Genomic DNA, 20,559 nt, shown 5'->3' on the forward strand with positions numbered 1-20,559 from the left:
GCCTCCGGGGAAGGGGCGGCGCAGGTACTACCGGACGATCCGTCCATTGCTGGAAGGAGTCACTCCTTGGGTCGCAGGAAAGCCCCGCCGGCCTCATGGACCTCTCGTGCGGGGCGGGGCGCGCGGAGCGCCGCCGTCCTCCAGAGTAAACAAGAAGCGGCCCTGCGGGGCAGGGGGCTCAGCCGTTGTCCGTACCGGTGCCGCGGTTCTCGGCGAGGGCGCGCAGCGTGCGGGCGTCGCGGATGGCCTGCTGCTTGGCGATTCCCGGCTGGATACCGAGGGCGGGCATGCTGGTCCCGTCGCTCAGGTCGAGAAAGACCCAGGGGTCACCGACGCGCAGGTTGACACGGAGGATCTCGGCCCAGGACAGCCGACGCGTCCGGGTGAGATTGACCACGGTCACCCCGTCCTCGTGGGCGACCACCTTCGGGCGGCTGAGCAGCGCCAGCACGCCGAAGAAGAGCAGCGCGGTGAAGACGAAGCTGGACCGCTCCCCCGCGCTCAGCTGTTCCAGGGTCATGGCGATGACGGTGATGACGACGAACATCGCCGCCCCCACGGTCAGCAGGACCACCCGGGTTCGGGTCGGCCGGAACGTGACCGGGAGTGCGGGGAGTTCGGGCCGGGGCGTGGGGGCGGACATCGTGTTTCTTCTGTCTTCCGGTGGTCGCCGGCCGTCAGAGGCGGCAGGCGTGGATGGCGGTGGTGAGGATGGCGCGGGCCCCGAGATCGTACAGATCGTCCATGATCCGCTGGGCCTCCCGGGCGGCGACCATGGAACGGACGGCGACCCAGCCCTCGTGGTGCAGCGGGGAGATGGTCGGCGACTCCAGGCCCGGGGTGAGGGCGACCGCGCGCTCCAGGTGCTCGACACGGCAGTCGTAGTCCATCATCACGTAGGAGCGGGCGACCAGGACGCCCTGGAGGCGGCGGAGGAACTGCCGCACCTTGGGGTCGTCGTCCGGTGCGCCGGTGCGCCGGACGACGACGGCCTCCGACTTCATGATCGGCTCGCCGATGACTTCGAGCCCGGCGTTGCGCAGGCTGGTGCCGGTCTCCACGACGTCGGCGATGACCTGGGCGACACCGAGTTCGATGGCCGTCTCGACCGCGCCGTCGAGGTGGACGACGGAGGCGTTGACACCGACGTCGGCGAGGTGCTTGGCGACGATGCCCTCGTAGGAGGTGGCGATCGTCTTGCCGTCGAAGTCCTGCGGACCCTGGGCCGTGCCGGGCTTGGTGGCGTAACGGAAGGTGGAGCGGGCGAAGCCGAGCTGGAGGATCTCCTCGGAGTCGGCGCCGGAGTCCAGCAGCAGGTCCCGGCCGGTGATGCCGATGTCGAGGCGGCCGGAGCTGACGTAGATCGCGATGTCGCGGGGCCGCAGGTAGAAGAACTCGACCTCGTTCTCGGGGTCGACGAGGACGAGCTCCTTGGACTCCTTGCGCTGCTGGTAGCCGGCCTCATGGAGCATCGCCATCGCAGGCCCGGAGAGTGAACCCTTGTTGGGGACGGCGATGCGCAGCATGAGGTCAGGTTTCCTTTGCGAGGAGGGGGTCTTGTCCGGGTATGCGATGTGCGGTCGTACGGAGTGCGGTGCGGAGGTCGTGCTCAGAGGTGGGCGTAGACGTCGTCGAGCGAGATCCCGCGGGCGACCATCATCACCTGGACGTGGTACAGCAGCTGCGAGATCTCCTCGGCGGCGGCGTCCTTGCTCTCGTGCTCGGCGGCCATCCAGACCTCGGCGGCCTCTTCGACGACCTTCTTGCCGATGGCATGGACGCCCTTGTCCACCAGCTCGGCGGTGCGGGAGGTGGAGGGGTCGCCGTCGGCGGCCTTGAGCTGCAGCTCGGCGAAGAGCTCTTCAAAGGTTTTGTTCGCCATGATGGTCCTTAGGGTACGGGGTCCACCCCCTCCACTCAGCGCCAGGGCTCGCTGACGGTGCGCAGCGTGGCGGCGGTGGCGACGGCCGCGGTGACGGCTTCGTGCCCCTTGTCCTCGTTGGACCCGTCCAGCCCGGCCCGGTCGAGCGCCTGCTCCTCGGTGTCGCACGTGAGTACGCCGAACCCGACCGGGACTCCGGTGTCGACGGCGACCTGGGTGAGACCGTTGGTGACCCCGTGGGACACGTACTCGAAGTGCGGGGTGCCGCCGCGGATGATCACTCCGAGGGCGACGATCGCGTCGTAGCCCCGGCCGGCGAGGACCTTGGCGACCACCGGGAGTTCGAAGCTGCCGGGTACCCGGAGCAGGGTCGGCTCGTCGATGCCGAGCTCGTGCAGGGCGCGCAGGGCGCCGTCGACGAGTCCGTCCATGACCTTCTCGTGCCACTGCGCGGCGACGACCGCCACGCGCAGGTCACCGCAGTTGCGTACGGACAGTTCGGGTGCGCCCTTGCCGCTCATGTCTCTCCCACCACTCGTTTCCGTGATCGTTCACTGGTTGCCGCAGGTCGATACCGGGGCGGCGTCGAGCCAGGGCAGGTCGTGCCCCATGCGGTCGCGCTTGGTGCGCAGGTAGCTCAGATTGTGTTCGCCGGCCTGGACGGGCATCGGCTCGCGGCCGGTGACGGCCAGACCGTGCCGCAGGACGGCGGCCGTCTTGTCGGGGTTGTTGGTCATCAGCCGCAGGCTCCGGACGCCGAGGTCCTTGAGGATCTGGGCGCCGGCCGCGTAGTCCCGGGCGTCGGCCGGCAGACCGAGCTCCAGGTTGGCGTCGAGGGTGTCGACGCCCCGTTCCTGGAGTTCGTAGGCGCGCAGCTTGGACAGCAGGCCGATGCCGCGCCCCTCGTGACCTCTCAGGTAGACGACGACGCCGCGGCCCCGCTCCGCGATCCGTCGCATGGAGGCGTGCAGCTGGGGCCCGCAGTCACAGCGCTGCGACTGGAAGATGTCGCCGGTCAGGCACTCGGAGTGGATCCGCACCAGGACGTCGTCGCCGTCCGCGATGTCGCCGTGGACGAGCGCGACATGCTCGACGCCGTCGGCCGTGGAGCGGTAGCCGTACGCGGTGAACGCGCCGAAGCCCGTCGGCAGCCGCACCTCGGCCTCGCGGCGGACGGTCGGCTCCGAGGTACGGCGGTAGGCGATCAGGTCCTCGATGGAGATGATCGTGAGGCCGTGTTTGCGGGCGAACGGGATCAGCTGGGGCAGCCGCAGCATCACGCCGTCCTCGCCGGCGATCTCGACGATCGCTCCGGCGGGCCGCAGCCCGGCGAGCCGGGCGAGGTCGACCGCGGCCTCGGTGTGGCCGTTGCGGACCAGCACACCGCCGGAGCGGGCGCGGAGCGGGAAGATGTGGCCGGGCCGTACGAAGTCGCCGGGGCCCGCCTCGCCGCCGGCCAGCAGCCGGAGGGTGGCGGCCCGGTCGGCGGCGGAGATGCCGGTGGTCACGCCGTGGGCCGCCGACGCGTCGACGGAGACGGTGAACGCCGTACGCATCGACTCGGTGTTGTGGTCGACCATCTGCGGGAGTTCGAGCCGTTCCAGCTCGTCGTTCTCCATGGGTGCGCAGATCAGGCCGCGGCACTCGCTCATCATGAACGCGACGATCTCGGGGGTGGCCTTCTCGGCCGCGAGGACGAGGTCGCCCTCGTTCTCGCGGTCCTCGTCGTCGACGACCACGACGGGCCGTCCGGCGGCGATGTCGCGAATGGCCTGCTCGACGGGGTCGAGCGTGAGGTCCTCGACGGCGCTCCCGTGGTCCCGGTGCAACCAGGTGGGCTGGGCAGTCATGCCGTGGCTCCTTCCAGAGCGGGGGTCCGTGAACGCAGCCACCAGTCGCGCATGCCCCACAGGACGAGGGCGCCGTACACGACGTAGATGAGTCCGGAGAAGGCGAGACCGCTGTGGAAGTTCAGCGGTACGCCGACCAGGTCGACCAGCAGCCAGGCGAACCAGAACTCGACCATGCCGCGGGCCTGGGCGAACATCGCGACGAGCGTGCCGGCGAATATGTACGCGTCCGCCCACGGGCTCCAGGAGAGCGAGGGGAAGGCGGTGAACAGACCGCCGACCGCGAGGGTGCCGAGCGCGGCGCCGCCGAGCAGCCGGCCGCGCTCGCGCCAGGTGGCGAACCGTACGGCGATGGAGCCGTCCTGGGCCTGTCGCCTGCCCCGGGTCCACTGCTGCCAGCCCCAGACGGCGACGGCGACGACCACGAGCTGCTTGCCGACGCTGCCCGCCTGGTGCACGGACACGTTGGCGGCGACCAGGACGACGCCGGACAGGAGCTGGGCGGGCCAGGTCCAGATCGAGCGGAGCCAGCCCAGGGTGAGCGCGATCAGACCGACCGTGTTGCCGATCATGTCGGACCAGATGATGTGCTGACCGAAGACGGTGAACGCCTGCGAGTTCAGCCAGTTCAGCGCGGTCACTTCGCCGGCTCCTCGGGCTGCCGCGGAGTGTGGCCGAGCAGCCGCTCGACGTACTTCGCGATGACGTCCACCTCCAGGTTGACCGGGTCGCCGGGCTCCTTGATGCCGAGCGTGGTCAGCGCGAGGGTGGTGGGGATGAGGCTGATGGTGAAGTAGTCGGGTCCGGCGTCCACGACGGTCAGGCTGACCCCGTCGACGGTGATCGACCCCTTCTCCACCACGTAACGGGTCAGGTCCGCCGGGAGGGAGATCTTCACGATCTCCCAGTTCTCGGAGATCTTGCGCTCGACGATGCGCCCGGTGCCGTCGACATGGCCCTGGACGATGTGACCGCCCAGCCTGCCGCCGACCGCCATGGGGCGTTCCAGGTTGACCCGGGATCCCGTTTCCAGGGCCCCGAGGCTGGACCGGTTCAGGGTCTCGGCCATCACGTCGGCGGTGAACTCGCCGTCGCCGAGGTCGACGACGGTGAGGCAGACGCCGTTGACGGCGATGGAGTCGCCGTGCTTGGCGCCTTCGGTGACCACGGGACCGCGCAGGCGGAAGCGGGAGGCGTCGCCGAGTTCCTCGACGGCGGTGACTTCACCCAGTTCTTCGACAATTCCGGTGAACACTCAGTTTCCCTTCCGGGCAGGGCCGGGGACGGCGGTGATGCGCAGATCGGGGCCGATACGGACGGTCTCGGTCACATCGAGGCGCAACGCCTCGGCGATGGTGGAGATTCCGGCGTCGGCGAGGGCCGCGGGACCGGCGCCGAGCAGTACGGGTGCGAGATAGCCGACGACCTTGTCGACCGTTCCCGCGGCGACGAACGACCCGGCCAGGGTCGGGCCGCCTTCGAGGAGTACGGAGCGGATGCCGCGCCCGTACAGGGCGGCGAGCAGGGCGGGGATGTCCAGGCCGGGGCCGGTGGCGGCGCGCGGCAGCCGCAGGACGACCCCTTCGGGGAGACGGCGGGTGTCGGCGTCGTCGGCGACGGCGATCAGGGTGGGCGCGGTGTCGTCGAGAACCCGGGCCCCGGGGCGTACGGCGGTGGCGTCGGTGTCCACGACCACCCGCAGAGGCTGCACGGCGCCTTCGACACCCCGCGCACCGAGCTGGGGGTCGTCGGTACGGGCGGTGCCGGAGCCGACCACGACCGCGTCGGCCTCGGCGCGCAGCCGGTGGACGTCGGCGCGGGATTCGGGAGAGGTGATCCAGCGGCTGGTTGCGTCGGCGGCCGCGATCCGGCCGTCCAGGGTCGCCGCGTACTTCCACAGGACGTACGGGCGGCCGAGGCGCACCGAGGTCAGCCAGGCCGTGTTGCCCGCCGCGGCCTCGTCCGCCAGTAGCCCCTGCTCGGCCTTGATCCCGGCCGCGCGCAGGGTGTCCGCACCACCGGTGGCCTGCGGGTTCGGGTCACCGACCGCGTAGACGACCCGGGCGACACCGGCTTCGACGAGGGCCTGGGCGCAGGGGCCGGTGCGACCGGTGTGGTTACAGGGTTCGAGGGTGACGTAGGCGGTGCCGCCCCGGGCTCCGTCGCCTGCGGCGCGCAGGGCGTGGATCTCGGCGTGCGGCCCGCCGGCACGCTGGTGGAATCCTTCCCCGACCTGGTGTCCCGCGGCGTCGAGGACGACACAGCCGACGACCGGGTTGGGACTGGTGGAGCCGAGACCGCGGGCCGCGAGCGTGATCGCTCGGCGCATGGCGGTGATGTCGGCTGCGGTGGCCACCGGGTCCTCCTGCCTCTTCGGGCACGGACTCCGGGGCCTGTCGATGACGACAGATGAAGCGGGAACGCGACGCGGGGACGCCGAAATGCCGGAACGAACGGATGGATCGGTCGCCCGAAAGACCATCCGCCGACGGCGGCGTACCCGTGAAACGGCCCGCCGCGCACTGCCTCCCATCCGGACTTTAACCGTCGGTCCAGGAATCCCACCTGGTCAACCGGCCGCTGGATGCGGACGGGTCGCGGACTATAACCGCCGGTTCGGAATTTCACCGACCCCGGAGTGCGCTGCTGCTGGTACACGATCAGTGTGCCATGCCCGCCGATGGGCCATATGGGTGTGCGTCTGTGGAGTGGCTCACAGGCGGCGCGGAACGCGGAGCGCGGGCTCCGAGTACGGCGCCGGTACGGCGGTCGGCCACGGCTCGCGCCGGTGGAAGGCCAAGGGGTGGACGAAGGGCGAGACGCCCGGATCCGCCGGTGACCGGGGCACCTGGCCGGACCTCGGGGCCTGCCGGCCCTCCCGACCGCCCGGCGGTGACCGGCTCGCCCCCGGTCACTTGGTGCGGTCGGCGTCACGGACGCACCGGACCGAGTGACCGGACACGAGCCGCCCCGGCACCCGGCGGCCAGGTGACTGCCGGACGGTGGGGACCTCTCCGGCCCGGAAGGGGCGGGCGGGGGAGGCGCTGTTCGAGCACCTTCTCGCCGAGCGGCTCAGTCGGCCGGGGCGAACAGCTCGTCCTGGGCCGACTCCCGTGCGGCGAGCAGCGCGCCGCGGAGCACCGCGGCACCGCCGAGCCGCCCGGCCCTCACCTCGGTACGCAGCGGGGACATTCCGGCCAGCCGCTCCTCGACCCGTGCCGCGAGCGCGTCGCCGCCCGCGTGGCCGACCTCGCCCGCCAGCAGCACACAGCCGGGGTCGAGGACCGAGGCGATCGCGGCGGCGCCGAGTGCGAGCCGCTCGGCAAGGGCGTCCAGGAACGCCTCGCTCTCCCCCTCCCCCGCCAGCGCGGCCCGTACGGCGAACGCGGCGCCCGGCTCCTTGTCCCCGTCGGACGTTTCGGCAGGCGCCGCGATGCCGTGGGCGGCGGCCAGTGCACAGACCGGGGCGGAACCCACCAGCGAGTGAAAACCTCCGTCGCAATTGACGGCCGACGGGGTGCCGATCGCGCCGGGGACCGGCAGGAATCCGATCTCGCCCGCGCCGCCGGAGGCCCCGCGGCGCAGCTGCCCGTCCAGCATGACGGCCGCGCCCACGCCGTGCCCGAGCCAGAAGAGGACGAAGGTGTCGCGTTCGCGGGCCGCGCCGATGCGGTGCTCCGCGACGGCGGCGAGATTGGTCTCGTTCTCGACCAGCACGGTGGCGGGCAGCCGCTGCTGGAGCACGCGCACCAGTCGCCGGTGCCAGGCGGGCAGCCCGGTGGTGTCGCGCAGTTCGCCGGTGACGGGGTCGATCAGGCCGGGCGCGCCGATGCCGACGCTGTGCAGCGGGGCGGCGCCCGCCTCGCGGACGGTGCGTTCCAGCAGTGCCGCGGCCTGTTCGGCGGCGGCCTCGGTGCCCGTGTCGCCACCGATGGGCAGGGTGGCCTCGGCCAGCGTGGCGCCGAGCAGGTCGGCCACGACCACGGCGACGCTGCCGGTGCGCACGTCCAGCGCGGCGAGGTGGGCACGGTCGGCGACGATCCCGTACAGCCGGGCGTTGGGACCGCGGCGCTCGGCGCCCGACTCGCCGACCACCCGGACCAGGCCGGCCCCCCGGAGCCGTTCGAGGAGGTCGGCGACGGTGGGGCGGGAGAGACCGGTCAGGGTCTTCAACTGCGTGGCCGTCAGCGGGCCGTCCTGCTGGAGCAGTCGCAGGGCGAGCCGGTCGTTGATGGCTCGGGCGGTGCTCGGTGATGCGGGCATGCCGGGATCCTTCCAGATCACTGCCGCACGGGTGGAGCGGGTGGGCTATTTATCAGGCAGGGTTCCTGATAGTTTACTGCGCGCACCGTGAAGACGGGCACCGGGGTGGCCGGTGACAGAGGATTCCCAGGGGAGGGCACGGCGGTATGACGACGGATTCCACCGAGACGGTCTTCGGCATGGAACAGGTGCGGCGGGCCAGGTTCGCCGTGGCCGCGGTCTTCACCGTGCACGGCGCGGTGACCGGCAGCTTCGCCACCCGGGTGCCCTGGATCCAGGACCATGCCGGGGTCAGCGCCGGGCAGCTCGGTCTCGCCCTCGCGTTCCCGGCGATCGGCGCCTCGCTCTCGATGCCGCTGGCCGGCGCGATCAGCCATCGCTTCGGCGCCAGGACCGCGCTGCGCGGACTGCTGGCCCTGTGGACGCTGGCGCTGGTCCTCCCCGCGCTGGCGCCGAATCTGCTGACGCTGTGCGCGGCGCTCTTCGTGTACGGCGCGACGGCCGGCATGTCGGACGTGGCGATGAACGCCCTCGGCGTCGAGGTGGAGAACCGCCTCGACAAGTCGATCATGTCCGGGCTGCACGGGATGTGGAGCGTGGGCGCGCTCATCGGCTCGGCCGCGGGCACCGTCGCCGCGCATCTGGGCGCCGACGCCCGGCTGCACCACTCCCTCGCCTCCCTCGTCCTCACCGCGCTCGGCCTGTTCGCCTGCCGCGGCGTGCTGGATCTGCGCAGCGAGCCGGACGAAGAGCCGCCGCCGCGCTTCACGCTGCCGCCGAAGTCGGCGCTGATCATCGGCGCGGTGGGCTTCTGCGCGGTGTTCGCGGAGGGGGCCAGCCTGGACTGGTCGGCGGTCTATCTGCGGGACATCATGGACACCTCCGCCGGGCTCGCCGCTGCGTCCACGACGGCGTTCGCGCTCACCATGGCGGTCGCCCGGATCGTCGGCGACAAGGTCGTCGACCGCTTCGGAGCGGTCAGGACCGTGCGGGTGGGCGGCGCCCTGGCGACGGTGGGAGGACTCCTGGTGGTCACGTCACCGAGCGCGCCGCTCGCGATGTGCGGCTTCGGTCTCCTGGGCCTCGGCGTCGCCGTGGTCGTCCCCCTCGCCTTCGCGGCGGCCGGGCGCAGCGGGCCGAACCCGAGTCAGGCGATCGCGGGCGTCGCCACCATCACGTACACCTCCGGGCTCATCGCCCCGTCCGCGATCGGCTCGCTGGCCGAGGCGACCTCGCTGGTCGTGTCGTTCGGCCTGGTGACGGTGCTGGCGTTCGGTCTGGTGCTGGGGGCCGGGGTGCTGCGGGCGGGTGACCGCCGGGCGGTGTCGTCGGTGTCGTCCTCGGACGCCGGCGCTCCGAGCGCGACAGCCGCCGAGCCGCGCCCCTGAGTCCTCGGCTCCGCGGGGCGCGGCGGGCGGTTCGGCCGGCGATCGGGTCGAGCTGTTGCGCTGCGGGGCGCAGCGCCCACAGGTCTCCGTCGGGCAGCGCCCGGAGCCGTCCGAGGGCGGCGCGGGCCTTCGCCTCGCCGGTGTCGGTGGCGACGTGCACGACGTGACCGGCCGCGTACCGGTGGAACTCCGGCTCCGGGTGGAACCAGGGGCGGCCCCGGTCGCGGCGGGCAGCAGATGGTCGACCGCCTTGGACAGACTCTGCCCCTGCGGTCCTTCGTACGCGGGGCGGCCGGCCCACAGCCCGGCCCCCGCAGCCCTTCGTGCGCTAGCGGCCGGCCCACAGCCCGGCCGCGAGCGCGGTGCGTTCCGGCATTACCATTGCGCTGATCATTTCTGCGGTGAGCACCATGCCGGGCGAGGCACTGGACTCCGCACCTACACACAGGGAGCGACCATGGGCCTCGGCGTGCGCTGGACCTTGCACGGCGACGGGAAGACCCCCGCACCGGGGGCCGTGGTCCGGCCGGACGAAAGGCTCTCCTGGCCCCGTACGTTCGGGCTCGGTGCCCAGCACGTGGTCGCGATGTTCGGTGCGTCGTTCGTCGCCCCGGTGCTCATGGGCCTGGACCCGAACCTGGCGATCATGATGTCGGGTGTCGCGACGGCCATCTTCCTGCTGGCCACGCGCGGGCAGGTGCCCAGCTACCTCGGCTGTTCGCTCTCGTTCGTCGGGGTCGCCGCGACGATCCGGGCGAGCGGCGGCAGCAGCGCCGTGGTCACCGGCGCGGTGTTCGCCGTCGGTGTGGTGCTCTTCCTCGCCGGTCTCGCCGTGCAGCGGTTCGGTGCGCGGATCATCCATGCGGCGATGCCGCCGGTGGTCACCGGCGCCGTCGTGATGCTGATCGGATTCAACCTGGCTCCGGTGACCGCGTCGACGTACTGGCCGCAGGACCAGTGGACGGCACTGCTGGTGATGCTGTTCACCGGACTGGCCGTGGTGTGCCTGCGCGGGTTCTTCTCACGCATCGCGATCTTCCTGGGCCTGGTCTTCGGGTACGCGCTGTCCTGGGTCCTCGACCGGATCTTCGGCAAGATCCACTCTCCGGCGGGCGGCGCCGAGGCCGTCGACCACTGGCGGCTCGATCTGTCGGGCGTCGCCAAGGCCGACTGGATCGGGCTCCCGTCCTTCCACGCGCCGAGCTTCGAGTGGTCGGCGATCCTTGTCGCCCTGCCCGTGGTCATCGCGCTGATCGCCGAGAACGCCGGACACGTCAAGGCCGTCGGCGAGATGACCGGCGCCTCGCTGGACGACAAGCTGGGCACCGCGATCGCCGCAGACGGCGCCGCGTCGATGCTGTCGACGGCGGTGGGCGGTCCGCCGAACACCACGTACTCGGAGAACATCGGCGTCATGGCCGCGACCCGCGTCTACTCCACCGCCGCGTACTGGGCCGCCGCCTGCTTCGCCCTGCTCTTCGGGCTCTGCCCCAAGTTCGGTGCGGTGGTCGCCGCCATCCCCGGCGGTGTGCTCGGCGGCATCACCGTCATCCTGTACGGCATGATCGGCCTCCTCGGCGCCCAGATCTGGCTGAACGCCAAGGTCGATCTGCGCAACCCGCTGAACCTGGTTCCGGCCGCGGCGGGCATCATCATCGGCGTCGGCGGGGTCAGTCTCAAGATCACCGACAACTTCGAGCTGAGCGGCATCGCGCTGGGCACCATCGTGGTGATCACCGGCTACCACGCGCTGCGGGCCTTCGCCCCGGCCCACCTCAAGACCCAGGAGCCCCTGCTGGACTCGGGGACGTCGGCGTACGACGAGCCGACGCCGACGGACAAGGCGTAGTACGCCACGGCGTTCCCGGCCGGACCGATGGGTGTCACGGCCGTTCCCCCGTTCCGACGAGCGCCCGGCCCTCAGAAACAGTCGCCGTACCAGTGGACCGCGCCCGGTGCCGTGACCGTGGCCCGGACGGCTTCGGCGGTGGCGTGCAGCGGTCGTGCCATGCCCACGTGCTCCACCACCGTCCGGGGGTCGGCCAGCAGGGCCGGCAGGGCCGTCCGTACCTCGGGACCGTCCGGGAGCCTGACCCTCGCCCGGGTCAGCCCTGCGGCCCGGCCCCGCGCACCGACGGCGGCCAACAGCTCGCCCAGGCACTCGGGCGCACCCGCGAATTCGCGCACCTCCACGCACTCCCCCTCGTGCTGGGCCACGATCCAGCCGACGAGCCTGCCCGTCGCGGGGTCCACCGCGACGAGCGAGCGGTCGGGCGCGCCGTACCAGGCGGGTACGCGCACCGCCCAGTCCTCCGGTCCCCGCAACGAGCTGAGCGGCCTGTTCGCGTTGTACGCGTGGTGCAGCGCGGTCACCTCCACGGCGTCCCGCGGGGTGACTCCGCGGACCCGGAACGCCCCGGAGGCGGTCGGGGGCACCAGCACCCCCTCGGTGTACGTACTGCCGAATTCCTGCCACCCCGAGCCCCGGTAGACGCCGGGCGTCCCGGTGAACAGCAGGGACCAGGCGCATTGTTCGGCCGTCATGGTGCGCTCGGCCTCCACCAGCAGCCGCCGCACCAGCCCCTGGCCGCGGGCCTCGGGGCGGGTGGCGACGCTGCCGATGCCGCCGACCCGCTGCGGCGTGCCGTGCGCGTCGCGGATCAGCCTCGGCACATAGACGACGACGGCGTCGATCCCGCCCTCCGCACCGTTCTGCGCGACGAACGTGTGGCGGTGGCGGTCGGGGTCCAGCGCGTGCAGGCGGGCGATCTGGGGAGCGTCGAAGCAGCGCTGCCACAGGGCGGCCAGGGCCGGGTCGTCGGCCGGGGTCGCGGTCCTGACGACGGCGGTCACAGGGTCAGGTTCCCGTCCGTGCGTACCGAGCCGCCGTTCGCGGGCATCGCGCTGCGCCGGGTGCCGTCCTCGACGCACGCGGTGTGCAGGACCGAGTCCAGGGCTTCCGGGGCGAGGTGGAGCGTGCCGCCGGTGAAGCGGCTGCCGGTCGCCGCGTAGTGGTTCGCGCCGTCGGCGATGCGCACATGCGCGGTGTCCGGTCCAGAGGCGGCGCTGCCGAGCGTGGAGATGTCCCAGGTCACCCTGCCGGGCCCGGCCGCGCGGCCGAGCAGCGCCTTGGCCTTGTTGCTGCCGGTGAGACGGGCGCCGCCGGTCACGGTGATCCGCTGGTCGCGTACGGCACTGAGCTCGATGCCGGTGTTGTCGTAACTGCCGCCGTCGATCCGCAGATCCGCCGATCCGACCGAGAGCGGGGCCGCGTCGTCCGAGCCGGTGACGGTGCAGTCGGTGAAGCGGACGGGCCCCGCACCGCGCAGGATCGCGCCGTCGACGCCCTTGAAGACGCAGCGTACGAAGTGGACGGGCGCGGTGACCGGGGTCTGGACGAGGACGGCGCCCGCGGGCGGCTCGAAGGAGCAGTCGCTGATGGTGGTCGGCCGGGTGGAACGGGCGGAGCGCTGGGCGACGGCGAAGGTCTTGGCCGTGCAGCCGCGGACCTGGGCGCCGTCGGCGTTGACGGTGAGGGTGCCGGCCTGGTCGAAGGTGGGGCGCGCGATCACCGTGATGTCTTCGAGCGTCAGATCGGTGATCTTGGTGTTGGCGGTGAACCAGGAGCAGACATGTCTGCGTACGGTGATCCGCTTGGCTGAAATCCCCCACTGCGCACCGGAGTTGGCTATGTCCATCAGTCCCGAGTTGCCGTCGAAGAGCAGATCGTGCTCGTACTGGCCGTGGGTGGTGAAGGGGTTGCCGCCCGCGTCGTCGCCGTCGCCGTGGCAGTTCACGACGGTGCAGTAGGCGGAGGCGGTGAGGTCGTTGAGATGACGGACGTTGCTGGTCGTGCAGTCCGCGACCCGTCCGTACAGGCAGTAGATCTGCTGGGTGAGGTAGCCCGCGCCGCCGTACTCGACGGTGGGCGGATTCTTCAGGGAGCAGTCCTCGGTGCGGAACCGGGTGCACCAGCGGCGCATGATGACCGGCCAGAAGGTCCCGGTGGCGTGGATTCCGGAGACGTCGCAGCCGACGGCGTACTCGAAGCTGACGGGGTGCGAGCCGGTGTACTCGTCGGGGCCGGCGCCCTCGAAGACCATGTTGCGGACGTGGGTGTCGCGGACCGGCTCGACGCGGGTCCAGGTCAGGGTGCGGCCCTCGGCGAGTTCCCAGCCGTTGAGGTAGCCGATCCGGATGTGGTCCGCGTCGATGATCTCGGTGATCTCGACGAGCTTCTGCAGTTCGCGTTCGTCACGGCCGCCGCCCACAACGGGTTCGACCTGGACCGACCACCACTGGCCGACCTCGAACGCCTTGGCGTCGGGGACCGGGAAGGTGTCGGTGAGTTCGATGACCTTGCCGGAGAGCGCGTGTTCGACGGTGGTGTCGGTGACGGTGCCGCGGAAGGAGAGGACGGCGCCGAAGGGGTTGTCGTGGGTGTTCTTCTCGATGCCTTCGGTGCGTATGCGGTGGCCGCCGAAGTCGAGTTCGATGTGGGAGCGGGCGAACAGGTGGCGCTGGGTGAACAGGAGGTCGGTGTGGGCCTCGACGCGGTGGATGCTCTGGTCGGTGATCATCGCGTCGAGGGCGGCGTCGGCCGGTTCCTCGGCGTCGAAGTGGCCGAAGGTGCGGAAGTCGACGGTGCCGTGGTGGAGCTGGTGCCAGCGGCCGGACTTGGTGCCGGTGGGTGCGATGACCGTTCCGCCGTTGTGCGCGGCGTCGGACTTCTTGTTCCAGCGCACGGCCATCGCGCCGCCGTCGCCGGGGGTGTGGTATCCGGCGATCAGGACCTGGGTGCCGTCGTCGAGCGGCCTGGTGTTCAGCGCGCGCAGCTCGGCGACCGTGTCGAGGCACAGTACGTCGCCGGTGTGCGACGGCGCGGCCTGGGCCGTACCGGCGGCCACGGCCGAACCGGCCATGACCAGACCGGCCAGACCCGAAGCCCGCAGCAGCGTACGACGCGACGAGGCGGAGGACGGGTTCGGGGACGATGCATTGACGGACATGGCGGAGGTGCTCCTCGCTGTGTCGATGCGTGCTCGATGAGGACCGACTGCCGGTCGGTCGCGGTCGGATCGTGTTGCGGTACGGCGGGACGAGGCGCGGACGTCGGATCGTGTTGCGGTGCGGCGGGACGAGGCGCGGACGTCGGATCGTGTTGCGGTGCGGCGGGACGAGGCGCGGACGTCGGATCGTGTTGCGGTGCGGCGGGACGAGGCGCGGACGTCGGATCGTGTTGCGGTACGGCGGGACGAGGCGCGGACGTCAGATCGTGTTGCGGTACGGCGGCATGAAGCGCATCCGCGGCATCTGGTCGGCCAGCACTCCCCCGTCGACGACGATGCGCGCCCCGGTGAGATACGCGCCGGCGTCCGAGGCGAGCAGCAGCAGTGCGCCCACGCATTCGTCGGGCTGCGCGTACCTGCCGAGCGGGATGCGCTCGTGGTAGGCGGATTCGAAGGCTTCCCGGTCGAAGGGGAACTCTCCGTCGATGGGGGTCTCGACCATGCCGGGGGCGAGGGTGTTGGCGGTGATGCCGTGCGGGGCGAGTTCGACCGCCAAGGTCTCGGTGAGCAGTTGAGCGGCGGCCTTCGAGGCGTTGTAGTGGGCCAGGCCCGCCTCCGCCACCAGGGCGTTCTTCGAGGTGATGGTGATGATGCGGCCGGCGACGACGTCCGCCGTCATGTGTTCGGCGATGCGCTGGCTGAGGAAGAAGACGGCGTCGACGTTGACCCGCATGATGTGCGACCAGCTCGCGGGGGTGATCTCGTTGAAGCGTTCCAGTGCCGCCGTTCCCGCGTTGTTGACCAGGATGTGCAACGGTCCGGCCTCGGCGCGTACGGCATCGACGAAGCCGGGCAGCGCGTCGATGTCCGCGAGGTCCTGGCCGTAGGTGTGGACCCGGCGGCCGATCGCCTCGACGGCCGCCGCGGTCTCGGCGACACCGTCGGCACCGGGCAGGTCGACAAGGACCAGATCGGCGCCCGCCTCGGCGAGCCCGACGGCGAAGGACCGGCCGAGACCCCGGGCGGCCCCGGTCACGACCGCGGTGCGGCCGGTCAGGTCGAAGCGGTCGGTTCCGCGGGGCGGGACGGCTGCGGTCATGACGGGGTTCCTCCAGGCGGAGAGGTACGAAGAGGGGTGCGGTGGTTCCGGCCCTGGTCCGCCGGAGGGGTCCGGGCCGCCGCGCAGGGACACTGGGGTGGGAGCGCGGCGGCCCGGCTGCCGGCCGGCGCCCTCGGACAGGGGGGCGGCCCCGGGCGCCGGTCGACAGGTTCGTGGGGAACGGCCGGGTCAGCCGCTCAGCCCCAGCAGGTCCAGCGACGGCCGGTGGATGATCTCCTCCACCGCGTCCACGTCGAGCGGCGGCAGTCCGGGGATGCCGGGGATGCGGGCGATCTCCCGCAGCCCCTTCACCGAGTCGTCGACCGTCGTGAACGGGTAGTCGCTGCCGAACATCAGCTTGTCGAAGACCCCGTAGTCCTGGACGAGCCGGAGGCTGTGCCAGAGCTGGAAGGGCCGGTAGTGCAGGGCGCTGATGTCCGCGTACACGTGCGGGTGTTTGCGGATGACCGCGATGCACTCGCCCTCGAAGGGGTGGCCGAGGTGGGCGAGGACCATCCGCAGTTCGGGGTGGCGGATGGCGACCGCGTCCAGATGGCGGGGCATCGCCCACTCCAGGGGCGCCTTCGACACGAAGGTCGTGCCGGTGTGCACCAGGAGCGGGAGTCCGTGCCGTTCGGCGTAGCCGTACAGCTCGTCGTACTCCTCGGCGGCCGGGTCGAAGCCCGCGTACATCGGCATCAGTTTGATGCCGCGCAGGCCCAGTTCCTGGTGGCCGTAACGGAGTTCGTCCTGCCAGCCGGGCTGGGTGGGGTCGAGGGAGAGGTAGCCGATGAGCCGGTCGGGGTGCTGTCCGACGTACGAGGCGACGGCCGCGTCGTCGACCCAGAGCCCGCTGCGCCGCGCCTTGCCGCCGACGACGATCGTGCGGGTGCCCTCGGGCGCCGTGGCGGCGTACTCCTCCCACTTCACCGTGAGGTCGACCTCGCCCGCGTGGGCGCGGGCGGAGTCGGACTTGAACGGGTCGGTGAAGTCGTGGCTGTGCCGGAAGAGGTGCGAGTGGACGTCGACGATCATGTCCGGTTCCGCTTCTCCCAGCCGTCCGCGAACATGTTCCAGAAGCGGTGGCTGGGCGGGTGTTCCTCGAAGACCTCGTCGACGAGTTCGACACCGAGCCCCGGAGCGGTCGGCAGTCCGATATGGCCGTCGACGATCGGGAGGGTGCCCTTGAGGGCGTCGAAGACGTAGTCCTCCAGGAGCCCGTCGAAGGTTTCGAGGATCTTGAAGTTGGGGATTCCGAGCGTCGCGTGCACCGAGACGGTGGTGCAGAGCGGCGAGTTGGAGTTGTGCGGGGCCACGAGCATGCCGTGGGTGTCGGCGATCGCGGCGAGCTTCCTGACCTCGGTGAAGCCGCCGGCCATCGAGAGGTCGGGCTGGATGATGTCGACCGCGTCGGTGGCGAAGAGCTGCTTGTACTCGTAGCGGTTGTGGAAGTGCTCGCCGCCGGAGATCGGGAACGCGGCGCGATGGCGCAGCTCCGCGTAGCGCTCGATGTGGGTCCAGGGCATCGGCTCCTCGAACCAGCCGATGTCGAACGGTTCCAACTCGCGCACCAGTCGGGCGGCGGTCGGCATGGCGAACCGCGCGTGGCCCTCGATGAACAGGTCGACGTCCGGCCCGATGGCTTCGCGGACGGCGGCCACGAGGTCGATGGAGCGACGCAGTTCGGCACGCTCCAGCTCGTGCAGCCCGGGGCCGAACGGGTCGAACTTGAGGGCGGTGAAGCCCTTCGCCACGGTCTCCTTCGCCTTGGCGGCGAAGGTCTCGGGCTCGCGCTCGCCGGTGTACCAGCCGTTGGCGTACACACGTACGCTGTCGCGGCACGCTCCGCCGGTCAGCCGGTATGCGGGGACGCCGAGCGCCTTGCCCATCAGGTCGTACATCGCCTGGTCGAGGCCGGACAGGGCGACGCCGCCCATGTCGCCGCCGCGCAGGAAGTCGCCCTGGTAGACGCGGAGCCAGAGTTCCTCGATGTCGAAGGGATCGGCGCCGATGAGATGGCGCTGCGCCAGTGCCTCGGTGAGCGCGCAGACCTCGCGGACCCGGTAGGGGTGGGTGATCTCGCCGATGCCGGTCAGGCCCTCGTCGGTGTGGACCCGGACGTAACCGAAGTCGCGCCAGGAGGTGCCGAGCATCAGGGTCTCGACGCGGCTGATGCGTCCGGCGGGGCCTGCGGGGCGGGTGCGGTTGACGGTCAGCATCAGCGGGTCGCTCCGCCCATGGTCGAGGTGTTCTCCAGGTCGCGGGCACCGCCGTCGGCGAGGACGGCCCCGACCGCGGCCTCGGTGCCCTCGATCAGGCGGTCCACGTCGGCATCGGTGTGGGCATAGCTGATGTGACTGCGCTTGAGGTTGAGCGGCAGCTCGAACAGGCCGTGGTCGAGGAGCTTGCGACGGTAGCCGACGAACAGGGAGGCATCGTTGTTCAGCAGGTCCGCATAGGTACGGGGGGTCTCGCCCGGCATGAAGTAGCTGACGAAGACGGAGCCGTAACCGGTGACGACGGCGGGCACGCCGAGGCGCTCGTAGAGTCCGGTCAGTTCGGTGCGGACGCGCTCGCCGAGCCGGAAGACGTGCTCGTGGACCGGTTCCTCGCGGAGCTTGCGCAGGGTGGCGAGGGCGGCGGCGACCACGGACGGGTGGCCGTTGTAGGTGCCCGCGAAGAAGGCGGGGGCTCCGGGACGGGTGGAGAAGAGGTCCATCAGGTCGGCGCGGCCGCCGATCGCACCGACGGGGGCGCCGTTGGCGATGGCCTTGCCGAGGGTGGTGAGGTCGGGGGTGACGCCGGAGATCTTCTGCCAGCCACCGATGTCGTGCCGGAAGCCGGTGATGACCTCGTCGAAGATCAGGACACTGCCGGCCCTGGTCGTCTCCTCGCGCAGCGTGGTGAGGAACTCCTGGTACGGCAGGAGCGCGCCGACGTTGTGCGGAACGGGTTCGACGATGACGGCGGCGATGTCGGCGCCGTGCTCGGCGAAGGTGCGGCGGACGGCCTCGCTGTCGTTGAACGGCAGGACGAGGGTGGCTTCGAGGACCTCGGGCAGGATGCCGGTCGAGATCGGGTCGTGGCCGCCGACCTTCTCGGGGGCGGAGATGACGTTGAGGCTGACCGCGTCGTGCCAGCCGTGGTAGCAGCCCTGGAACTTGACGACCAGACGGCGGCCGGTGGCGGCGCGGGAGACGCGCAGCGCGTGGAACGTGGCCTCGCTGCCGGTACTGGTGAGCAGCACCTTCTCGATCGACGGGATCAGCTCGGTGAGCTGTTCGGCGAGGAGGACCTCGCCCTCGGTGACGCCGACGCCCATGTGGCCGAGGGCGGCACCGGCCTCGGCGGTGGCGCGGGCCACGTCGGGGTCGTTGTGACCGAGCAGCGGCGGGCCGAACGCCGAGTGGAAGTCGGTGTACTCGCGTCCGTCGGCGGTACGGAACCGTGCGCCGTCGGTCCCGGTGACGACCAGGTCGGTCAGTCCGGGAACGCTGCGCTGACCGCTGTTCACGCCGCCGGGTACGACCTGGCGGGCGCGCTCGGCGAGTCGGGCTCCGGAATCGTTGCCTACCGGGCCTGAACTCATATCGCTTGCTCCTTGCGTCGAAAGTCGTCGGTTTTCGCAGGCCCTGCCCGGCCCGTGAGTCCCTGGCGCCATCCGCCCGGCAGTCGCCGCAGGAAGAGGATGATCCGTGGTGCTTGGGTGGTGCGTCTCGCTTTTTCCGAACACTGTTCTGTAGAGCAGAACAGTGCCTGGATATTACGTGCGGCGTTGGGGCCGGTCAACCCCCCTCCAGGCATCAGAAGGCTGGCTGTCGCGCTTCTTTCACGACGAAAGCGCCTTCCGGCTCCCCCGGAGGCACTACGCTGTTCTGCTATGACGAACAGCTCTGCCACAGAAGAACCGAAGTACTGGGTCAAGAGCGTGGCCAGGGCAGCGGACATCCTCGAAGCGCTCGCCGCCCCCACGCAGGGCAACGGCCTGAGCGTCACGGAGGTCGGCCAGGCCTGCTCGATCTCCAAGAGCGCCGCCTTCGGCATGCTCCAGACCCTGCGCGCCTACGGCCTCGTCTCGGACGACGGCGAGGGCATGAACCGCCGCTACCGGCTCGGCATGAGCCTGGCCCGGCTGGGCGACCGGGCCCGCTCCCAGGTCTCCCTGCGCGGGGTGGCCCGGCCCGTGCTGAGCGAGCTCACCCGGACCACCGGCATGGCGTCCCGGCTCGCCGTGCCCGAGGACGGCCACGCGGTCGTCGTGGACCAGGTCGAGCTCGACCAGCGCGTCCGGCTCGATCTGCGGATGGGCCAGCGCGAGCTGCCGCACTGCACGGGGCTGGGCAAGGCCCTGCTCTCCGCCATGCCGCAGAGCGAGGCCGCCGCGGTCGTCGAGCGGTTCGGGCTGCCCCGGCGCACCTCCCGCACGATCACCGACCCCGCCACCTTCCTGTCGCATCTGCGGGACATCGCACGGGTCGGCTACGCCCTGGACGACGAGGAGGACGCCGAGGGCATCATCTGCATCGGTGCGCCGGTCTTCGACGACCGGTCGGTGTGCGCCGGGGCCATCTCCATCACCGGTCTCAAGCTCGGCCTGCCGGCCTGGCGCTACCAGGAACTGGGCGGCCAGGTCCGGGACGCGGCCCGCCGGATCAGCGTCTCGCTGGGCTGGGTCGACGACGCGGAGGACGGAGCGTCCGACAGTGACACGCCGAATTCCGACGGATTCAGGTCTTGACCGATCGACATAACCCGCCGTAGGTTCCCTGCCAACCGCAGTGACATTCTTCCGTCACTGGCGATTTACCCCTTCCGGCCCGCTTCCGACGCCTGCCCACTGCGTCGTGGACATCCGACGGCCGGACCCTTTTCAGCCATCCGCCTCACGGCAGTCCACCGCAGGAACGCTTCCTCACTTTCGGCACTTCTCGGAAGGCGAAGTCCGCATGAGCGTTCCGCACCATCACACCTCGGCCTCGTCGCGTCGTACGCTGCTGCGGGCTTCGGGTCTGGCCGGTCTGGTCATGGCCGGTTCGGCCGTGGCCGCCGGTACGGCCCAGGCCGCGCC

The 20,559-nt window shown here is 71.2% G+C and carries 18 protein-coding genes, 1 pseudogene and 1 riboswitch; of the genes and pseudogenes, 3 read left to right on the forward strand and 16 right to left on the reverse strand.

The features are described from left to right. Positions 1-178 precede the first annotated feature (178 nt). From ACIOHC_RS38415 to ACIOHC_RS38455, 9 genes are all read right to left on the reverse strand, one after another. A complete protein-coding gene (locus ACIOHC_RS38415; protein WP_351084340.1) occupies positions 179-643 on the reverse strand; it encodes a PH domain-containing protein in 465 nt (154 codons plus the stop codon). 34 nt (positions 644-677) lie between these two features. Continuing rightward, entirely contained in the window at positions 678-1,526 is an 849-nt protein-coding gene (gene hisG, locus ACIOHC_RS38420) for an ATP phosphoribosyltransferase (RefSeq protein ID WP_351084342.1), read from the reverse strand. An 83-nt stretch (positions 1,527-1,609) separates the two neighbouring features. Then, entirely contained in the window at positions 1,610-1,882 is a 273-nt protein-coding gene (locus ACIOHC_RS38425) for a phosphoribosyl-ATP diphosphatase (RefSeq protein ID WP_073739434.1), read from the reverse strand. Positions 1,883-1,917: 35 nt separating this feature from the next. Further along, entirely contained in the window at positions 1,918-2,403 is a 486-nt protein-coding gene (gene ribH / locus ACIOHC_RS38430) for a 6,7-dimethyl-8-ribityllumazine synthase (RefSeq protein ID WP_351084345.1), read from the reverse strand. 30 nt (positions 2,404-2,433) lie between these two features. Beyond that, positions 2,434-3,732 carry a bifunctional 3,4-dihydroxy-2-butanone-4-phosphate synthase/GTP cyclohydrolase II gene (locus tag ACIOHC_RS38435; RefSeq protein ID WP_351084347.1) on the reverse strand — a complete coding sequence of 433 codons (1,299 nt, stop codon included), beginning with the start codon at positions 3,730-3,732 and terminating at the stop codon, positions 2,434-2,436. Then, positions 3,729-4,373 (reverse strand): nicotinamide mononucleotide transporter family protein, encoded by a 645-nt coding sequence (locus ACIOHC_RS38440; RefSeq protein ID WP_351084349.1) that lies wholly within the window; start codon positions 4,371-4,373, stop codon positions 3,729-3,731. Before ACIOHC_RS38440 ends, ACIOHC_RS38435 begins: the two co-directional genes overlap by 4 nt. Then, positions 4,370-4,987 carry a riboflavin synthase gene (locus tag ACIOHC_RS38445; protein ID WP_351084351.1) on the reverse strand — a complete coding sequence of 206 codons (618 nt, stop codon included), beginning with the start codon at positions 4,985-4,987 and terminating at the stop codon, positions 4,370-4,372. The genes ACIOHC_RS38440 and ACIOHC_RS38445 overlap by 4 nt, the downstream gene beginning before the upstream one ends. Continuing rightward, the gene (gene ribD / locus ACIOHC_RS38450) at positions 4,988-6,088 is read right to left on the reverse strand and encodes a bifunctional diaminohydroxyphosphoribosylaminopyrimidine deaminase/5-amino-6-(5-phosphoribosylamino)uracil reductase RibD (protein WP_389636832.1); all 1,101 of its coding nucleotides are present in this window, start codon (positions 6,086-6,088) and stop codon (positions 4,988-4,990) included. A gap of 159 nt (positions 6,089-6,247) precedes the next feature. Further along, a riboswitch (FMN riboswitch) is annotated at positions 6,248-6,378 on the reverse strand. 426 nt (positions 6,379-6,804) lie between these two features. After that, on the reverse strand, positions 6,805-7,995 hold the full coding sequence (locus tag ACIOHC_RS38455) for an ROK family transcriptional regulator (RefSeq protein ID WP_351084355.1): 1,191 nt from the start codon (positions 7,993-7,995) through the stop codon (positions 6,805-6,807). A gap of 146 nt (positions 7,996-8,141) precedes the next feature. Here ACIOHC_RS38455 and ACIOHC_RS38460 point away from each other — a divergent pair, with 146 nt between their 5' ends. Then, on the forward strand, positions 8,142-9,383 hold the full coding sequence (locus ACIOHC_RS38460) for an MFS transporter (protein WP_351084357.1): 1,242 nt from the start codon (positions 8,142-8,144) through the stop codon (positions 9,381-9,383). Positions 9,384-9,417: 34 nt separating this feature from the next. On the opposite strand, the pseudogene ACIOHC_RS38465 reads toward ACIOHC_RS38460, so the two are convergent. Beyond that, positions 9,418-9,668, reverse strand: a pseudogene (locus tag ACIOHC_RS38465) (alginate lyase); the annotation flags it as partial. 172 nt (positions 9,669-9,840) lie between these two features. Between ACIOHC_RS38465 and ACIOHC_RS38470 the strand changes: the two are divergent. After that, positions 9,841-11,232, forward strand: coding sequence for a uracil-xanthine permease family protein (locus ACIOHC_RS38470; protein ID WP_376216878.1), 1,392 nt, complete (start codon positions 9,841-9,843; stop codon positions 11,230-11,232). A gap of 71 nt (positions 11,233-11,303) precedes the next feature. Here ACIOHC_RS38470 and ACIOHC_RS38475 read toward each other — a convergent pair whose 3' ends face one another. The 6 genes from ACIOHC_RS38475 to ACIOHC_RS38500 all read right to left on the reverse strand — a co-directional run bounded on the left by ACIOHC_RS38475 (position 11,304) and on the right by ACIOHC_RS38500 (position 19,080). Next, on the reverse strand, positions 11,304-12,236 hold the full coding sequence (locus ACIOHC_RS38475; protein ID WP_351084362.1) for a GNAT family N-acetyltransferase: 933 nt from the start codon (positions 12,234-12,236) through the stop codon (positions 11,304-11,306). Further along, the gene (locus ACIOHC_RS38480; RefSeq protein ID WP_401846212.1) at positions 12,233-14,392 is read right to left on the reverse strand and encodes a peptidase C14; all 2,160 of its coding nucleotides are present in this window, start codon (positions 14,390-14,392) and stop codon (positions 12,233-12,235) included. Before ACIOHC_RS38480 ends, ACIOHC_RS38475 begins: the two co-directional genes overlap by 4 nt. 259 nt (positions 14,393-14,651) lie before the next feature. After that, the gene (locus ACIOHC_RS38485; protein ID WP_401846214.1) at positions 14,652-15,491 is read right to left on the reverse strand and encodes an SDR family NAD(P)-dependent oxidoreductase; all 840 of its coding nucleotides are present in this window, start codon (positions 15,489-15,491) and stop codon (positions 14,652-14,654) included. Positions 15,492-15,680: 189 nt separating this feature from the next. Beyond that, a complete protein-coding gene (locus ACIOHC_RS38490; protein ID WP_351087203.1) occupies positions 15,681-16,526 on the reverse strand; it encodes an amidohydrolase family protein in 846 nt (281 codons plus the stop codon). Next, positions 16,523-17,710: a mandelate racemase/muconate lactonizing enzyme family protein gene (locus ACIOHC_RS38495; RefSeq protein WP_351087201.1), complete on the reverse strand. Its 1,188-nt coding sequence runs from the start codon at positions 17,708-17,710 to the stop codon at positions 16,523-16,525. The genes ACIOHC_RS38490 and ACIOHC_RS38495 overlap by 4 nt, the downstream gene beginning before the upstream one ends. Next, on the reverse strand, positions 17,710-19,080 hold the full coding sequence (locus ACIOHC_RS38500) for an aspartate aminotransferase family protein (RefSeq protein WP_351087199.1): 1,371 nt from the start codon (positions 19,078-19,080) through the stop codon (positions 17,710-17,712). Before ACIOHC_RS38500 ends, ACIOHC_RS38495 begins: the two co-directional genes overlap by 1 nt. 291 nt (positions 19,081-19,371) lie before the next feature. On the opposite strand from ACIOHC_RS38500, the gene ACIOHC_RS38505 reads away from it, so the two are divergent. Then, positions 19,372-20,229, forward strand: coding sequence for an IclR family transcriptional regulator (locus tag ACIOHC_RS38505; RefSeq protein WP_401846216.1), 858 nt, complete (start codon positions 19,372-19,374; stop codon positions 20,227-20,229). Positions 20,230-20,559 lie beyond the last annotated feature (330 nt).

The sequence above is a fragment of the Streptomyces sp. NPDC088252 genome (assembly GCF_044740965.1).
Lineage (GTDB): Bacteria > Actinomycetota > Actinomycetes > Streptomycetales > Streptomycetaceae > Streptomyces.